13 protein-coding genes are annotated in these 13,418 nt (G+C 49.3%); 9 read left to right on the top strand and 4 right to left on the bottom strand.

Features of this window, described 5'->3' with window-relative positions; translation table 11 throughout:
* Positions 1-34: 34 nt before the first annotated feature.
* The gene (gene xseA / locus IE074_RS11025) at positions 35-1,393 is read right to left on the bottom strand and encodes an exodeoxyribonuclease VII large subunit (RefSeq protein WP_189385517.1); all 1,359 of its coding nucleotides are present in this window, start codon (positions 1,391-1,393) and stop codon (positions 35-37) included.
* 381 nt (positions 1,394-1,774) lie between these two features.
* Here xseA and lpxK point away from each other — a divergent pair, with 381 nt between their 5' ends.
* The 7 genes from lpxK (at position 1,775) to rpsT (ending at position 7,418) form a co-directional block, all read left to right on the top strand.
* On the top strand, positions 1,775-2,833 hold the full coding sequence (lpxK, locus tag IE074_RS11020) for a tetraacyldisaccharide 4'-kinase (RefSeq protein ID WP_189385516.1): 1,059 nt from the start codon (positions 1,775-1,777) through the stop codon (positions 2,831-2,833).
* 20 nt (positions 2,834-2,853) lie between these two features.
* Positions 2,854-3,042 carry a Trm112 family protein gene (locus IE074_RS11015; protein ID WP_189385515.1) on the top strand — a complete coding sequence of 63 codons (189 nt, stop codon included), beginning with the start codon at positions 2,854-2,856 and terminating at the stop codon, positions 3,040-3,042.
* Positions 3,039-3,803, top strand: a complete 765-nt coding sequence (gene kdsB / locus IE074_RS11010; protein ID WP_189385514.1) for a 3-deoxy-manno-octulosonate cytidylyltransferase — start codon at positions 3,039-3,041, stop codon at positions 3,801-3,803. The genes IE074_RS11015 and kdsB overlap by 4 nt, the downstream gene beginning before the upstream one ends.
* A 72-nt stretch (positions 3,804-3,875) precedes the next feature.
* Positions 3,876-4,532, top strand: a complete 657-nt coding sequence (gene adk / locus IE074_RS11005; protein WP_189385513.1) for an adenylate kinase — start codon at positions 3,876-3,878, stop codon at positions 4,530-4,532.
* 16 nt (positions 4,533-4,548) lie between these two features.
* Positions 4,549-5,307 (top strand): 3-hydroxyacyl-CoA dehydrogenase, encoded by a 759-nt coding sequence (locus IE074_RS11000; protein WP_189385512.1) that lies wholly within the window; start codon positions 4,549-4,551, stop codon positions 5,305-5,307.
* Positions 5,308-5,399: 92 nt separating this feature from the next.
* Positions 5,400-7,016 (top strand): murein biosynthesis integral membrane protein MurJ, encoded by a 1,617-nt coding sequence (gene murJ / locus IE074_RS10995; protein ID WP_189385511.1) that lies wholly within the window; start codon positions 5,400-5,402, stop codon positions 7,014-7,016.
* A 138-nt stretch (positions 7,017-7,154) separates the two neighbouring features.
* A complete protein-coding gene (gene rpsT / locus IE074_RS10990; RefSeq protein ID WP_189385510.1) occupies positions 7,155-7,418 on the top strand; it encodes a 30S ribosomal protein S20 in 264 nt (87 codons plus the stop codon).
* A gap of 61 nt (positions 7,419-7,479) precedes the next feature.
* Here the strand turns inward: rpsT and IE074_RS10985 are convergent, their stop codons facing one another.
* The gene (locus tag IE074_RS10985) at positions 7,480-7,794 is read right to left on the bottom strand and encodes a DUF3579 domain-containing protein (protein ID WP_189385509.1); all 315 of its coding nucleotides are present in this window, start codon (positions 7,792-7,794) and stop codon (positions 7,480-7,482) included.
* Between the two features lie 154 nt (positions 7,795-7,948).
* On the opposite strand from IE074_RS10985, the gene argF reads away from it, so the two are divergent.
* Together argF and argG are read left to right on the top strand one after the other, a co-directional pair.
* Complete coding sequence (gene argF, locus IE074_RS10980; protein WP_189385508.1) at positions 7,949-8,893, top strand: ornithine carbamoyltransferase; 945 nt, start codon at positions 7,949-7,951, stop codon at positions 8,891-8,893.
* Between the two features lie 56 nt (positions 8,894-8,949).
* Positions 8,950-10,293, top strand: coding sequence for an argininosuccinate synthase (gene argG, locus IE074_RS10975; protein WP_189385507.1), 1,344 nt, complete (start codon positions 8,950-8,952; stop codon positions 10,291-10,293).
* A 49-nt stretch (positions 10,294-10,342) separates the two neighbouring features.
* Here argG and IE074_RS10970 read toward each other — a convergent pair whose 3' ends face one another.
* On the bottom strand, positions 10,343-12,235 hold the full coding sequence (locus IE074_RS10970) for a potassium transporter Kup (RefSeq protein WP_189385506.1): 1,893 nt from the start codon (positions 12,233-12,235) through the stop codon (positions 10,343-10,345).
* Positions 12,219-13,346 carry a sensor histidine kinase gene (locus IE074_RS10965; protein ID WP_189385505.1) on the bottom strand — a complete coding sequence of 376 codons (1,128 nt, stop codon included), beginning with the start codon at positions 13,344-13,346 and terminating at the stop codon, positions 12,219-12,221. Before IE074_RS10965 ends, IE074_RS10970 begins: the two co-directional genes overlap by 17 nt.
* Between the last annotated feature and the right edge of the window lie 72 nt (positions 13,347-13,418).

Raw genomic sequence — 13,418 nt, 5'->3', positions numbered from 1 at the left:
TTTTTTCCTTCCTTTTTGTAAAAAACATATGATCTTAAAGCAATTCCTGAGGATTGTCTTTAATGACCACAACATTTTGAATACCTTTTTCCAATTCCAGGCGCAACTTCTGGTTAGCGCCAAGTTTGGCAGGATCTCTCACTATATTACCAAATTCATCATAGGTAATCGAGAAACCGCGCCCCAAAATAGCACGCGGGTTCATGTTGCGTAAATTGCTGTCCAGCTTTTCCAGGGCGGCAACCCGTTTACTCATCTGAAACGACCAAAGCTGGTGGAGTCGGCTTGTATATTGCTTAACCCTGACTCTTTCTTTGGCAATATCAGGCTTATTGTATTGCAAAGCATTGTTCAGTAATGTGACACGGGTTTGCAAGGCGTCTTTTTTCCTGCGAAAGGACTTTTCAAGTGACTGCAACAGATAACTGTTTTTTTGCCCGTATCGCAGCAACAGCTGTGCCGGAGAAACCAGCCGGGAAGCCGCCCTGTCAAGCCGCATGCCAGCCATTTCAAGCTGACGCTGCTGTATCCGGTTAAGTACATTGACAGCATGATTAATGCGCCTTGACAGGTCTTGCCCTGAAACGCAGGCCAACTCTGCCGCTGCTGTGGGCGTTGGCGCACGCAAATCAGCCACAAAATCAGCAATAGTGAAATCGGTTTCGTGACCTACACCGCTAATGACGGGAATACTGCACCTGGCAATAAGGCGCGCCAACTGTTCATCATTGAAGCTCCATAAATCTTCTATACTGCCCCCACCGCGAACCAGCAAAAGCACGTCTACCTCCTGGCGCTGCCCTGCCTGTTCAAGCGCGGCCATCAAAGAGGCCACCGCTTCCTGCCCCTGAACAAGGCTGGGGTAAATAATAACCGGCACGTAAGGGGCCCTGCGAGCCAATGCCGTTAACACGTCCTGCAAGGCCGCGGCAGTCAGTGAAGTGACTACTCCGATCGCTTTGGGAAACAGGGGAATGGTTTTCTTGCGGGCCGGATCAAATAAGCCTTCTGACTCCAGCTTTTGCTTGATGCGCAAAAAAGCTTCGTGCAAATCACCCTGACCTGCCCTTCGCATCATATCCACCTGAAGCTGAAAATCTCCGCGTGGTTCGTATAAAGAAACCCTTGCCCGCACCTCGACCTTGTCTCCGCCGCGAGGCACAAAACCGGTTGAGGCAGCCTTGCCCCGGAACATGACGCCTTTAACAGCTGCCCGCTCATCTTTCAACGTAAAGTACCAATGCCCGGAGGCTGCCTGTACAAAATTGGAGATCTCACCCCGGATCCACATCAAAGACAATTCCCGTTCAAAAAGCATGCCAACCATGCGATTCAATTGGGAAACACTCAGTATTTCAGAGACGGATTTTATTAAATTTTCAGAAAAACTCATATTTCTCGCGTGGTTCAGATGAAATCTTTCCACAAAATTTGAAAATCAATAACTTAGCCCATTACTCTGCCTTTTAGCACCGATATGTAAAGCAAAACATCATGAAAAAAAGATAAGTTATTGATATTAAAAGATTTTAAATATTTCAATTAAATTGCACAATGATTAAGCAAAGCCACGTACAACACGTATAAACACGACCTTCCTTATGTTATCAACAGAATTATCCACAGAATTTGTGGGTAGTTACAATTGCCTTCATAAAAAATGAATTATAAACTGTCACATTTTCCTGAAAACAACGTTGGTCTGCCACCGTTTTTTTTCCAGTACCCTGTTTAACACCTTTATGCAAACCAACCCCAGTCAGGCAGCCCAGCCATGAAAAAATCCCGCACCCGTGCATTTACCCAATACTTGCAAAAACAATGGCACCAAGGGGGACTGCTATCCAGCCTGCTTACCCCTTTTTCCTGGCTGGTCTATTTGTTGGTTGCAATAAAATCGTACCTGTACCGTAAAAAACTGAAAACCGCTTACCGTGCCCCCTGTCCAGTCATCATTGTAGGCAATATTTATGTTGGCGGCACCGGAAAAACCCCGCTTGTGATTGCTTTGGTACAGGCTTTAAGAAAAAAAGGCTTTACACCCGGAGTCATTAGCCGTGGCTATGGGGTGGATATTGGTCCCGAAGCCCGCACGGCTTTTGGGACCAATGCCAGCGCCAGCCAGATTGGCGATGAGCCCAGCCTGATAGCAAGGCATGCCCCCATTAGCGTCCACCCAGGCAGGCAACAGGCCGTTGAGAAGCTACTGGCCACCTGGCCTGCAACCGACATCATTATTTCAGATGACGGACTCCAGCACCTGAAACTTCAACGGGATATCGAAATCGTTGTTCAAGACAACCGTCGTACCGGTAATGGCAAGTTGTTGCCTGCAGGCCCCCTGCGTGAACCTGCCTCCCGACTGAAGCAGGTTGATTTTATTATTACGAACCTCAAATCCACGCCACTAAACCGTTTTCAGGCTGAATTCGACCATGAAATTGCCATGACACTGGAACCCGTATCCTTTACACATCTTGCAACCGGCAAAGTCATTACCCCCCGGCAATTCATTAACGAACATAAAAACCAACGCATGACCGCCATTGCCGGCATCGGCCAGCCCGATCGTTTTTTTGCCACTCTGGCACAGCTTCAGCTCACGATTTCGCAAACCATCCCTTTTCCCGATCATTACGCCTATACAGCCAGTGATTTCAAGGCTATCAACGCAGACATCATCCTGATGACCAGCAAGGACGCCAGCAAATGCAATACGCTTTCAGAAGAGCGGTTATGGTCCGTGAACGTTGAACCGCACTTTTCGAATGCACATTTTTTTGATCTAATTGAAGAAAAAATCCGTCAGTTGCCGTTATACTCTTCGAATTAACCAATAATTCAAGCAATAAAATGAAAACATCTCCATTAGATAAACTCGTTTGCCCCGTTTGTAAAGGGCCCTTGAAACACGACTCCAGAGCGCAGGAACTCATCTGCGAAAACGATAAAAAAGCTTACCCTATTCGTGATGGCATCCCCATTATGCTGCCTGGCGAAGCCCGCTCCCTTTCAGAATCAGGCCAGCCTGCGTCAAAATGACAGATTTTATTGCTGTTATACCTGCACGCGCAGCCTCTACCCGCCTGCCGGGCAAGATGCTTGCCGATATTGCCGGAAAACCACTGGTCATCCATACCGCTGAACGTGCCCGGGCCTCCGAGGCCAGCAGGGTCATTATCGCCACCGATAACCGGCAAATTGAAGATTGCGCCCTTCAACATGGTTTTGAAACCCTGCTTACCCGGGAAGATCACCCTTCCGGCACTGACCGGCTGGCAGAAGTGGCCAACAAACTGGGCTTTGACAACGCACAGATTGTTGTCAATGTGCAGGGCGACGAACCCCTGATTGATCCGGAACTGATCAATCAGACGGCCCATGCACTGGCCAGCCACCCTGAAGCATCCATTGCCACCTGCGCTTATTCCATCAGCAGCAGCGAACAATTCTTCAATCCGAATGTAGTCAAGGTAGTGCGGGACACCCAAGGTTTTGCCATCTACTTTTCAAGGGCGCCCATTCCCTGGGCACGTGATGCCTTCAACCAGGACCGTTCCCGGTTGCCCCCGTCTTTTTCTGCGCTGCACCATATTGGCATGTATGCCTACCGTTCGTTTTTTCTGAAGCAATTTCCATTGCTTGCGCAAGGCGCACTTGAAACAACCGAAGCGCTCGAACAGCTAAGAGCGCTTGAGCATGGACACAAAATTTACGTACTGCAAACCCGTCAGGCCCCTTTAGCCGGTGTGGACACCCCGGAAGATCTGGAAAGAGTTAGAAATTTCCTGGAAAACCGGTAACTTTTTGCAATGCATCATATAAAATACACTCATTTATTTATAAACTAATATATTTTTACCCAGGAGGGATTCATGCGTTTAATACTGTTAGGGCCACCTGGTGCCGGCAAAGGCACTCAAGCCAGCTTTATCACCCAGGAATATTCCATTCCCCAAATTTCCACCGGTGACATGTTGCGTGCCGCGGTCAAGGCCCAAACTCCCGTTGGCCTGGAAGCCAAACAAATCATGGATAATGGCGGACTGGTTTCCGATGACATCATCATCCGGCTTGTTAAAGACCGCCTTCAGTCTCAAGACTGTGAGAACGGCTATCTGTTCGATGGATTTCCCCGCACCATTCCCCAGGCCGATGCCCTGAAATCAGCCAATATCAGCCTGGACTACGTGATTGAAATTGATGTTCCCGAAGAAGACATCATCGAGCGCATGAGTGGCCGCCGCATTCACCCTGCCAGTGGCCGTTCATACCACACCAAATTCAATCCTCCCAAAGTGGAAGGAAAAGACGACATCACCGGCGAACCTCTGGTGCAGCGCGATGACGACCAGGAAGAAACAGTTAAAAAACGTCTCGAAGTCTACCGGAACCAAACGCGTCCCCTGGTTGACTACTATTCAGACTGGTCTGCCCAGAATGACCCAAAAGCGCCTAAATACGTCAAAGTATCCGGCTTGGGTAAAGTAGAAGAAATCACAAAACGCATACAAGAAGCATTATCCAAATAACCAATCAGGAGAAGACATGGATATTCAAGGAAAAGTTTTCGTTGTTACTGGCGGAGCCTCTGGGCTGGGTGCCGGTACTGCCAGAATGCTGGTTAAAAATGGCGCCAGGGTTGTCATTGCTGACCTGCAAGACGAAGCAGGCCAGCAAATCGCAACAGAACTGAATCAAAAATATGTTCATTGCGATGTCACCAGCGAAACCGATGCCCAGGCAGTTATTGCGGCGGCTACCGAGCTGGGCCCGTTGTTTGGCCTGGTCAATTGCGCTGGCATTGCACCGGCTGCCCGCACCGTCGGCAAACAAGGCGCCCATTCTCTTGAATTGTTCCAGAAAGTCATCTCCATCAACCTGATTGGCTCATTCAATATGCTGCGTCTGGCTGCCGCTGCCATGGAACAAAACACCCCCGAAGCCACTGGCGAACGGGGTGTCATTATTAACACGGCATCGGTCGCCGCCTACGAAGGCCAAATTGGCCAGGCAGCGTACTCCGCCTCTAAAGGCGGTGTGGTGGGTATGACCCTGCCTATCGCCCGCGATCTGGCCCGCTCTGGCATTCGTTGCAACACCATTGCCCCTGGCATTTTCGGCACACCCATGATGTTTGGCATGCCACAGGAAGTCCAGGATTCCCTGGCTGCGAACATCCCGTTTCCGTCGCGCCTTGGTACCCCTGAAGACTACGCCAAACTGGTGTACAGCATTATTACCAATGAAATGATTAACGGTGAAACCATTCGCCTTGACGGGGCTATTCGCCTGCAGCCAAAATAATCATTTTCAATCCAGCACAATTAGCGCCCGGCACAATGTCTGACCATAGGCTTTACGGGCGCTAATTTTTTAACTTTTCATTTTATTTCATCATGAGCTTACTCCGTTCTGCCGCAACCATCAGTGGCCTTACTCTTTTATCCCGAATCACCGGGCTGGCCAGAGATATCCTGATAGCAAGAACATTTGGAGCAAGCCCCCTGACCGACGCGTTCTGGGTTGCTTTCCGCATTCCCAACCTGCTGCGTCGCCTGTTTGCCGAAGGTGCTTTTGCCCAGGCTTTTGTCCCTATCCTTGGTGAGGCCCGCAACAAGCACCCGGAAGAAAAAGTAAAAACCCTGCTTGATCATGTTGCCTCACTTCTGACGGTAGCCCTGATGCTGGTTACCTTATTGGGCATTATTGCCACCCCTTGGATTGTCACAATAATGGCCTCGGGCATGACACGCCCGGAAAACCAGACGGCTTTTGAGGCGGCCACCTGGATGACCCGTGTCATGTTCCCCTATATTTTGTGCATGTCACTGGTGGCCTTTGCTTCGGGCGTACTGAATACCTGGCGCAAATTTGCCATCCCGGCTTTTACGCCCGTACTGCTGAATATCGCGATGATACTGGCCTGCCTTTTTTTAACCGGCTATTTTTCCACCCCTATTTATGCGCTTGCGGCGGGCGTCATGGCGGGCGGCATTGCCCAGCTCACCATACAGTGGCTGGCCCTGGCCAAACTGGGGCTGGTGCCACGCCTGTCCCTTAAAGTTGGCCAGGCCTGGCAAGACCCGGTCGTTCGGCGCATTGTCAAACAAATGGGCCCGGCAACCCTGGGGGTTTCGGTGGCGCAAATATCCATCCTCATCAATACCAACATTGCCACCTGGCTGGCAGCAGGCAGCGTCACATGGCTTTCATTTGCCGACCGCTTAATGGAGTTCCCCACCGCCCTGCTGGGCGTTGCCTTGGGTACAGTGTTACTGCCCAGCCTGTCTGCCGCCCATGCCAAAGAAGATGCCCAGGCTTACAGCCAGCTTATGGATTGGGGTTTAAAACTGGTTTTCATGCTTGGCATGCCTGCCGCATTGGGCATGGCCTTCCTGGCTGATGGCCTGGTAGCCACCCTGTTCAATTATGGCGCCTTCGGCAGTGACGATGTATTCTTTACCCGTAGCGCAGTCATGGCCTATGCGGTTGGGCTGATTGGCATACTAAGCGTCAAGATTCTGGCGCCGGGCTTTTATGCCAAACAGGATATACGCACGCCGGTCAAAATTGCCATATTTGTCTTAATCAGCACCCAACTGTTAAACGTTATTTTTGTACCGTTACTGGACCATGCAGGGCTTGCCCTGTCCATAGGCCTGGGCGCAACCCTTAATGCCCTTTGCCTTTACATTGGCCTGCGCAGAAAAAAAATCTACATCCCCCAAGGCAAGTGGCCTGCATTTTTCATTCGCCTGGCACCTGCCTTGTTATGCATGACAGGCTGGCTCTTGTTCATCCAGCAATATATCAATTGGACGGAAGCCAGTCCAAATACGCTTATCCATACTATTGGAGGCTTTATTTCTGGTATTATTGGCGAGTCTGCTTTTATATTTCCCGTTTCAAGACTTGTTACACTTTTACTGGTTCTGATTGGATGCGGTCTTGTTTATTTTGGTGTACTGCTGGCCTGTGGCTTCAGAAAGCATGATTTCACCCGCCGCAAATAACATCAAATGTTGTTCCAGGCAAACGCAATGATGGCAGACCTCACGTAAATTAGTGTATTTAAAAAGAAATCTTGCAAAAAGTGAAGTTTATGATAAAATAACGAACTTTGCTGAATTAACTTAATAGAAGAATCTGATATGGCCAATACTGCCCAAGCCCGTAAACGTGCACGTCAATCTGTAGCACGCAACAAACACAACTCTAGCCTGCGTTCTTTGCTGCGCACAAACATCAAGCACGTTCGCAAAGCTATTGAATCTGGCGACCAAGCGCTGGCAAACGAAGTTTTTGTCAAGGCAACCAGCGTCATCGATCGCGTGGCTGATAAAAACATCATCCACAAAAACAAAGCAGCGCGTCAAAAAAGCCGTTTGGCAGCTGCCATTAAAGCAATCGCTTAAGTTTGCTTCACTCTGACAGCTTTTACAAGCTGTCGAGTTTTTCAGCAAAAATAAAAGGACGCTACTGCGTCCTTTTATTTTGTTCGGAGTCAATCCCTTCAATTTTATTCATTGAAGTGGTCAGGTTATTGTCGCTTGCAAAGTCAACGACAAATTTCCAGGCTTTGGGTTCCAGTTCGCGCAAGCGAGTATCTACAATCACACATTTGACGCCATTAAGAATATTAGGCACGACATAAGGTGAATAAGTTAGGTGGCTGCCCGTAAACCCGGCAGGACGAAATTGTGACATTACGCCGGCCAAACGTTCGGCCCAGTCACTGGGACGAAATCGATGGCCTTGCTGTGTTACACCATGAATAATTAGTTGTTGCACTTAATCAGACTTTACGAGAACCCCGTATTTTTTTAAAAACAAATACAGGAAGATGGACATACTAAACGCAGAATTGTATATGATAAAGAATTATACAAATACACCTTTTGTTCTATTTTAAACCATATTCAATTTTCTTTCTCACTTTGTACCCATGACAAGCTCTCATATCACCGGCCCCATGCGGCACTTTTTGCAATTCCAGGATTTCACTTCTGAAGAAATCCTGTACGTTCTCAAGCGCGCACTGCTTATTAAAGAAAAATTCAAGCGCTATGAACCTCATATGCCCCTGCATGACCGGACGCTTGCCATGGTATTTGAAAAAGCCAGTACCCGTACCCGCGTATCTTTTGAAGCCGGCATGTATCAACTTGGCGGCTCTGTCATCAACCTTACCTCGGGTGATTCGCAACTCGGACGCTCCGAACCCATTGAAGACACAGCCAGAGTCATCTCCCGCATGGTGGATATCGTCATGATCCGAACCTTTGAGCAAACGCGGCTTGAACGCTTTGCTGCCCACTCCCGGGTTCCTGTCATCAATGGCCTTACCAATGAATTCCATCCTTGCCAAATCCTGGCCGATTTGCTTACCTTCTTCGAGCACCGTGGCCCCATCGAAGGCAAAACCGTTGCCTGGATAGGCGATGCCAACAATATGGCCTATACCTGGATCCAGGCTGCCAAAATGCTTAACTTCACCCTGCACGTATCCGCACCCAAAGGCTACCAGCTGGATCACAAACGCATTGGCAACATCAGTGAAAACACCCTGAAGGAATTTGATGATCCCATCGAAGCCTGCAAAGGTGCGCATCTTATTACCACCGATGTCTGGACCAGCATGGGCTTTGAAGATGAAAACGAAAAACGCCGCATTGCCTTTGCCGATTGGTGCGTAGACGATGACATGATGAAAGTCGCCGCTGAAGATGCCATTTTCATGCACTGCCTGCCTGCCCACCGTGGCGAGGAAGTGACCGCCGAGGTCATTGACGGCCCTCAAAGCGTGGTTTGGGATGAAGCGGAAAACCGCCTGCATGCCCAAAAAGCCTTGATGGAGTTCCTGTTACTGGGTAAAGATCCCAAACAGTAAGTAAACAACAAACAAATGGGTTAAAATTTTGCATCTTTATTGGAGCACTAAATAATATGAGTACAATTTTGCAACACCTGCCTGTCGGGCAGCGTGTGGGTATTGCGTTTTCCGGCGGTTTGGATACCAGCGTTGCCGTTCACTGGATGAAAGCAAAAGGCGCATTTCCCTGCGCCTACACCGCCAATCTGGGTCAGCCCGATGAAGACAACTACGACGATATTCCCCGCAAAGCACTGGAATATGGCGCTGAAAAAGCCCGCCTGATTGATTGCCGTAAACAGCTGGTTGAAGAAGGCATTGCCGCCATCCAATGTGGCGCTTTCCACATTACCACCGCTGGTGCCACTTACTTCAACACCACTCCACTGGGTCGTGCCGTTACTGGCACCATGCTGGTTACCGCCATGCGTGAAGACAACGTCAACATCTGGGGTGATGGCAGCACCTACAAGGGTAACGATATCGAACGCTTCTATCGCTACGGCCTGTTGGCAAATCCAAACCTGCAAATTTACAAACCCTGGCTAGACCAGAACTTCATCGACGAACTGGGCGGACGCAAGGAAATGTCCGAGTACCTGAATGCCAACGGCTTCAGCTACAAAATGAACGTTGAAAAAGCCTATTCCACCGACTCCAATATTCTTGGGGCCACCCATGAAGCCAAAGACCTGGAATTCCTGAACAAAGGCATTCGCATTGTCGAGCCGATTATGGGTGTTGCTTTCTGGAAGGATGATGTCAAGGTTGCCGCAGAAGAAGTCACCATTCGCTTTGAGGCAGGCCGTCCCGTAGCCATCAATGGCAAAGAGTTCGATAATATTGTAGATCTTTTCTATTACGCCAATGAAGTCGGTGGACGCCATGGCCTGGGCATGTCCGATCAAATTGAAAACCGCATTATCGAAGCCAAAAGCCGCGGCATTTATGAAGCCCCGGGAATGGCCCTGCTGCATATTGCTTACGAGCGACTGGTAAGCGGCATTCACAACGAAGGCACGATTGAACAATACCGCACCAATGGCCGTCGCCTGGGCCGCCTGCTTTATGAAGGCCGCTGGTTCGACACACAATCCATGATGTTGCGTGACACTACCCAGCGCTGGGTTGCCAGTGCCGTTACCGGTGAAGTCGCCCTTGAACTGCGTCGTGGCAACGACTACTCCCTGCTGGACATGACCAGCCCCAACCTGACTTACCATCCAGAACGGCTCACCATGGAAAAAGAAGGTGAAGACTCGTTCACTCCACTGGACAGGATCGGCCAGTTAACCATGCGCAACATGGATATCCGTGACACCCGAGACAAGCTTCAGATTTACAGCAATATTGGCCTGCTTGGCACCAATAAAGAAGGCGAAGTCACTCCCTTCCTTGGCCATAACAAAGAAGACTGATACTCAATTACGCTTGCCCGTTTATCGAAGCAAGCGTAATTTTTTTCCACTACAACTCTATCTGCATTCCCATTTCAATAACCCGGTTGGGCGGGATTTTATAATATCGGGTGCTGCGCATCGCATTTTTAGACATCAGTGTAAACAGGCTTTTTAACCATTGCGTATGCAAAGCTCCCTTGCGGGAAAGCACAATTGACTGGCGGGATACAAAATAGGATGTCTGCATTTCGGACAGGTCTATTTCCGGATGTTCAATGGCAATCCGCCCAAGCACCTCGGGCACATTGGGATCTTCCTTGAAACCATAAAACAATACTAGCTGCCATGCATTATTGGCAATATTTTCAAAAACATAGCGTTTATTTTCAGTAACATAGGGCTCATCCCTGCCTTTCACCGTCAGGAAGACCAGCTGCCGCTGCAATACCTTGTTATGTTTCAAATTATGCAATAAAGCGGATGGGACCCGACCTTCATGGGCAGACATGAACACGGCAGTGCCTGGTACCCGGGTTATCTGATCTTGCATCAAGAGTTCCAGGAAAGGTTCAAGCGCTTGCTGATTTTTCATTTGCATTGCAGATAAATATGCCCTTCCCTTGTACCAGGTCATCATCATGGTAAACAACAGCAGCCCCACAACCAGGGGTATCCATCCTCCTTCGGCAATTTTCAGGGCATTGGCGGAAAACAACAGGATATCGATAAGCAGAAACACAAGTACCATCAAAAACACCAGGATATGCCTGATTCCCCTGAATCTTCGGGGCAATACCCTAAAAGCCAGTATGGAAGTCATGAGCATGGTACCGGTCACGGCAAATCCATAGGCATGAGCCAGGTGCTCAGAGGATTGAAAAACCAGCACCAGAAACAAGACAGCCATCAGCAGCAGTCTATTGACCGTATGCAAATAAATTTGCCCTTTTTCCTTGTCTGAAGTGTGAGAAATTTCCATATGTGGCCAGAACCCAAGCTGAACGGCCTGCCTCGTAACCGAAAAAGCACCTGAAATAACCGCTTGTGAGGCAATAACCGTTGCCAATGTCGCCAATACCAACATGGGCCACAAAGCAAATGAAGGCAAGGATAAATAAAAGGGATTGTCAAGCACAGCAGGATCCATTAACACCGCTGCCCCCTGCCCAAAATAACAAAGCAACAAAGCCGGCAATACAAGCCAGAACCAGACCCGCTTGATCGCAGGGCGACCAAAATGACCCATATCGGCATAAAGCGCCTCTGCGCCCGTTAATGCCAGCACCACGTAACCCAATAGCAGAAAACTGTGTAGCGGATCCTGAATGACGTAGGCCAGCGCAAACAAAGGATTAAGTGCCTGTAGAACACCTGGATAACGAATAATATTCCAGATACCAAACAAAGCAAGCGAAAAAAACCACAGTAACATGACTGGGCCAAACAGCTTTCCCATTGCTCCGGTTCCCCGTGACTGGATCCAAAACAGGCCAATAATAACAATCACCGATAGGGGCACAACCCACTTATCCAGCGCATGCGAAACCACACCAATACCTTCCAGGGCCGACAATACTGAAATGGCAGGTGTAATAATGCTGTCACCATAAAACAGGCAAGCCCCAAAAATGCCCATTACAATCAGCCATAACCGATGACGTCCGCCCGCACCACGAATCGCCAGCTCCATCAGCGCCAGAATACCGCCCTCGCCTTTATTGTCTGCCCGCAACATGAACAAAACATATTTAATAGAGACCACCAGGATAAGCAGCCAGAACAGTATGGACAAAACCCCAATCACATCCTGATGATCAACCTGTCCACCATAAACTGAAAGACTGGCCTTCAGCGTATATAAAGGACTGGTGCCAATGTCCCCGTAAACGACCCCCAGGGCACCCAGCAGCAAGGCTGCTCCAGGACTGGCCGGTTTGGCGGTTTTATTGTTTTTTTGCATTTTTTTTCTCTTGACGGCTTAATTGCGTACCAATTCTGGGGCCGGGAAAAACAACCGTAATACGCGTACCCTTTATAACCGGCTTGCTGACCAGGCTCCACCCGGCCCCATGCGCCCTGGCAATTTCCTGCACCACCTGAAGCCCAAGGCCAGAACCACTGACCCCCACTCCTGAAGCACGATAAAACGCTTCAAAAACATGCTGCCGGTCTTCCGGCTCTATGCCACAACCATCATCTTCCACCGACAGGGAGGGCGGATTCTGGCCCACTGTGAGCACAATATGTTTTGCACCTTTGGCATATTTCAGGGCATTATCAATCAGGTTGCCCAGCAACTCTTCCAGCAATAGCGGGTCACCATCAATCCACACGGTGCAAGCAGGCGCCTCCAGCAAGAGATCAATATGTTGCTGACGGGTTTTGGGCACCCATTCGGAACCGCTGGTTTGCACCCACTCACACAAATCGATCCGGGAAAAGCTGTTTTGTGGCCGTATGCCAGGGTCGGCACGAGCCAGCACCAGCAACTGCTGCCCCAAATGAATCATCCGGTTACTGATGGATTTTATCCTTTCAGCCCTTTTCCTGACATCTTCGGGCAAAGGCTGCGCCAGCATGAGCTCGGACTCAAGTCGCAAACCAGCCAAAGGCGTCCTTAACTGATGCGCGGCATGACCAATGAAGCGCCTTTGCGCAGCCATGGATTCATCCAGCCTTCGAAACAATTCATTTATTCGCGACACCAGCGGGGCAAGCTCGGTAGGCACATTGGTCATGTCAATGGCCTGCAGATCCTCTTCATTACGCTGGGCAATCTGGGTGGAAATAAGATTCACCGAACGCAGTCCGGAGCGAATTCCGTACACCACCAGCCAGGCAAACAATATAACCAGAATGACCTGACCGGCCAGGATCAACAGAAGAATATCCTGCAAATCCCAGTAGACAACCGAAAACTCGTGGGTAATAAACCAGGTCACGCTAAAATCCAGCAGGAACAAAACCAGCAAGGCAGGCATCAAGCGAATAATCAGGTATCGCGAAAGGGAACCTTTTGACAAAAGCCGGGTGTTTTTTTTCAACAATTTCAGGGAATTGAGATTATGCATGGATAACCTTTCGCAAAACAAAGCACCTCAAGGCACCACAAGCCACCGCCCATGGCCCGCCAACAGCAACTA

Source organism: Advenella faeciporci, from assembly GCF_014652395.1.
Lineage (GTDB): Bacteria > Pseudomonadota > Gammaproteobacteria > Burkholderiales > Burkholderiaceae_B > Advenella > Advenella faeciporci.
This window is presented reverse-complemented; position numbering and strand designations above follow the sequence as displayed.

What these genes read in the sequence shown, in the direction of transcription:
- IE074_RS11000 (WP_189385512.1), top strand. Translation starts at nt 4,549, where the DNA reads ATGGATATTCAAGGAAAAGTTTTCGTTGTTACTGGCGGAGCCTCTGGG.
- argG (WP_189385507.1), top strand. Translation starts at nt 8,950, where the DNA reads ATGAGTACAATTTTGCAACACCTGCCTGTCGGGCAGCGTGTGGGTATT.
- lpxK (WP_189385516.1), top strand. Translation starts at nt 1,775, where the DNA reads ATGAAAAAATCCCGCACCCGTGCATTTACCCAATACTTGCAAAAACAA.
- xseA (WP_189385517.1), bottom strand. Translation starts at nt 1,393, where the DNA reads ATGAGTTTTTCTGAAAATTTAATAAAATCCGTCTCTGAAATACTGAGT.
- adk (WP_189385513.1), top strand. Translation starts at nt 3,876, where the DNA reads ATGCGTTTAATACTGTTAGGGCCACCTGGTGCCGGCAAAGGCACTCAA.
- argF (WP_189385508.1), top strand. Translation starts at nt 7,949, where the DNA reads ATGACAAGCTCTCATATCACCGGCCCCATGCGGCACTTTTTGCAATTC.
- IE074_RS10965 (WP_189385505.1), bottom strand. Translation starts at nt 13,346, where the DNA reads ATGCATAATCTCAATTCCCTGAAATTGTTGAAAAAAAACACCCGGCTT.
- murJ (WP_189385511.1), top strand. Translation starts at nt 5,400, where the DNA reads ATGAGCTTACTCCGTTCTGCCGCAACCATCAGTGGCCTTACTCTTTTA.
- IE074_RS10970 (WP_189385506.1), bottom strand. Translation starts at nt 12,235, where the DNA reads ATGCAAAAAAACAATAAAACCGCCAAACCGGCCAGTCCTGGAGCAGCC.
- kdsB (WP_189385514.1), top strand. Translation starts at nt 3,039, where the DNA reads ATGACAGATTTTATTGCTGTTATACCTGCACGCGCAGCCTCTACCCGC.
- IE074_RS11015 (WP_189385515.1), top strand. Translation starts at nt 2,854, where the DNA reads ATGAAAACATCTCCATTAGATAAACTCGTTTGCCCCGTTTGTAAAGGG.
- rpsT (WP_189385510.1), top strand. Translation starts at nt 7,155, where the DNA reads ATGGCCAATACTGCCCAAGCCCGTAAACGTGCACGTCAATCTGTAGCA.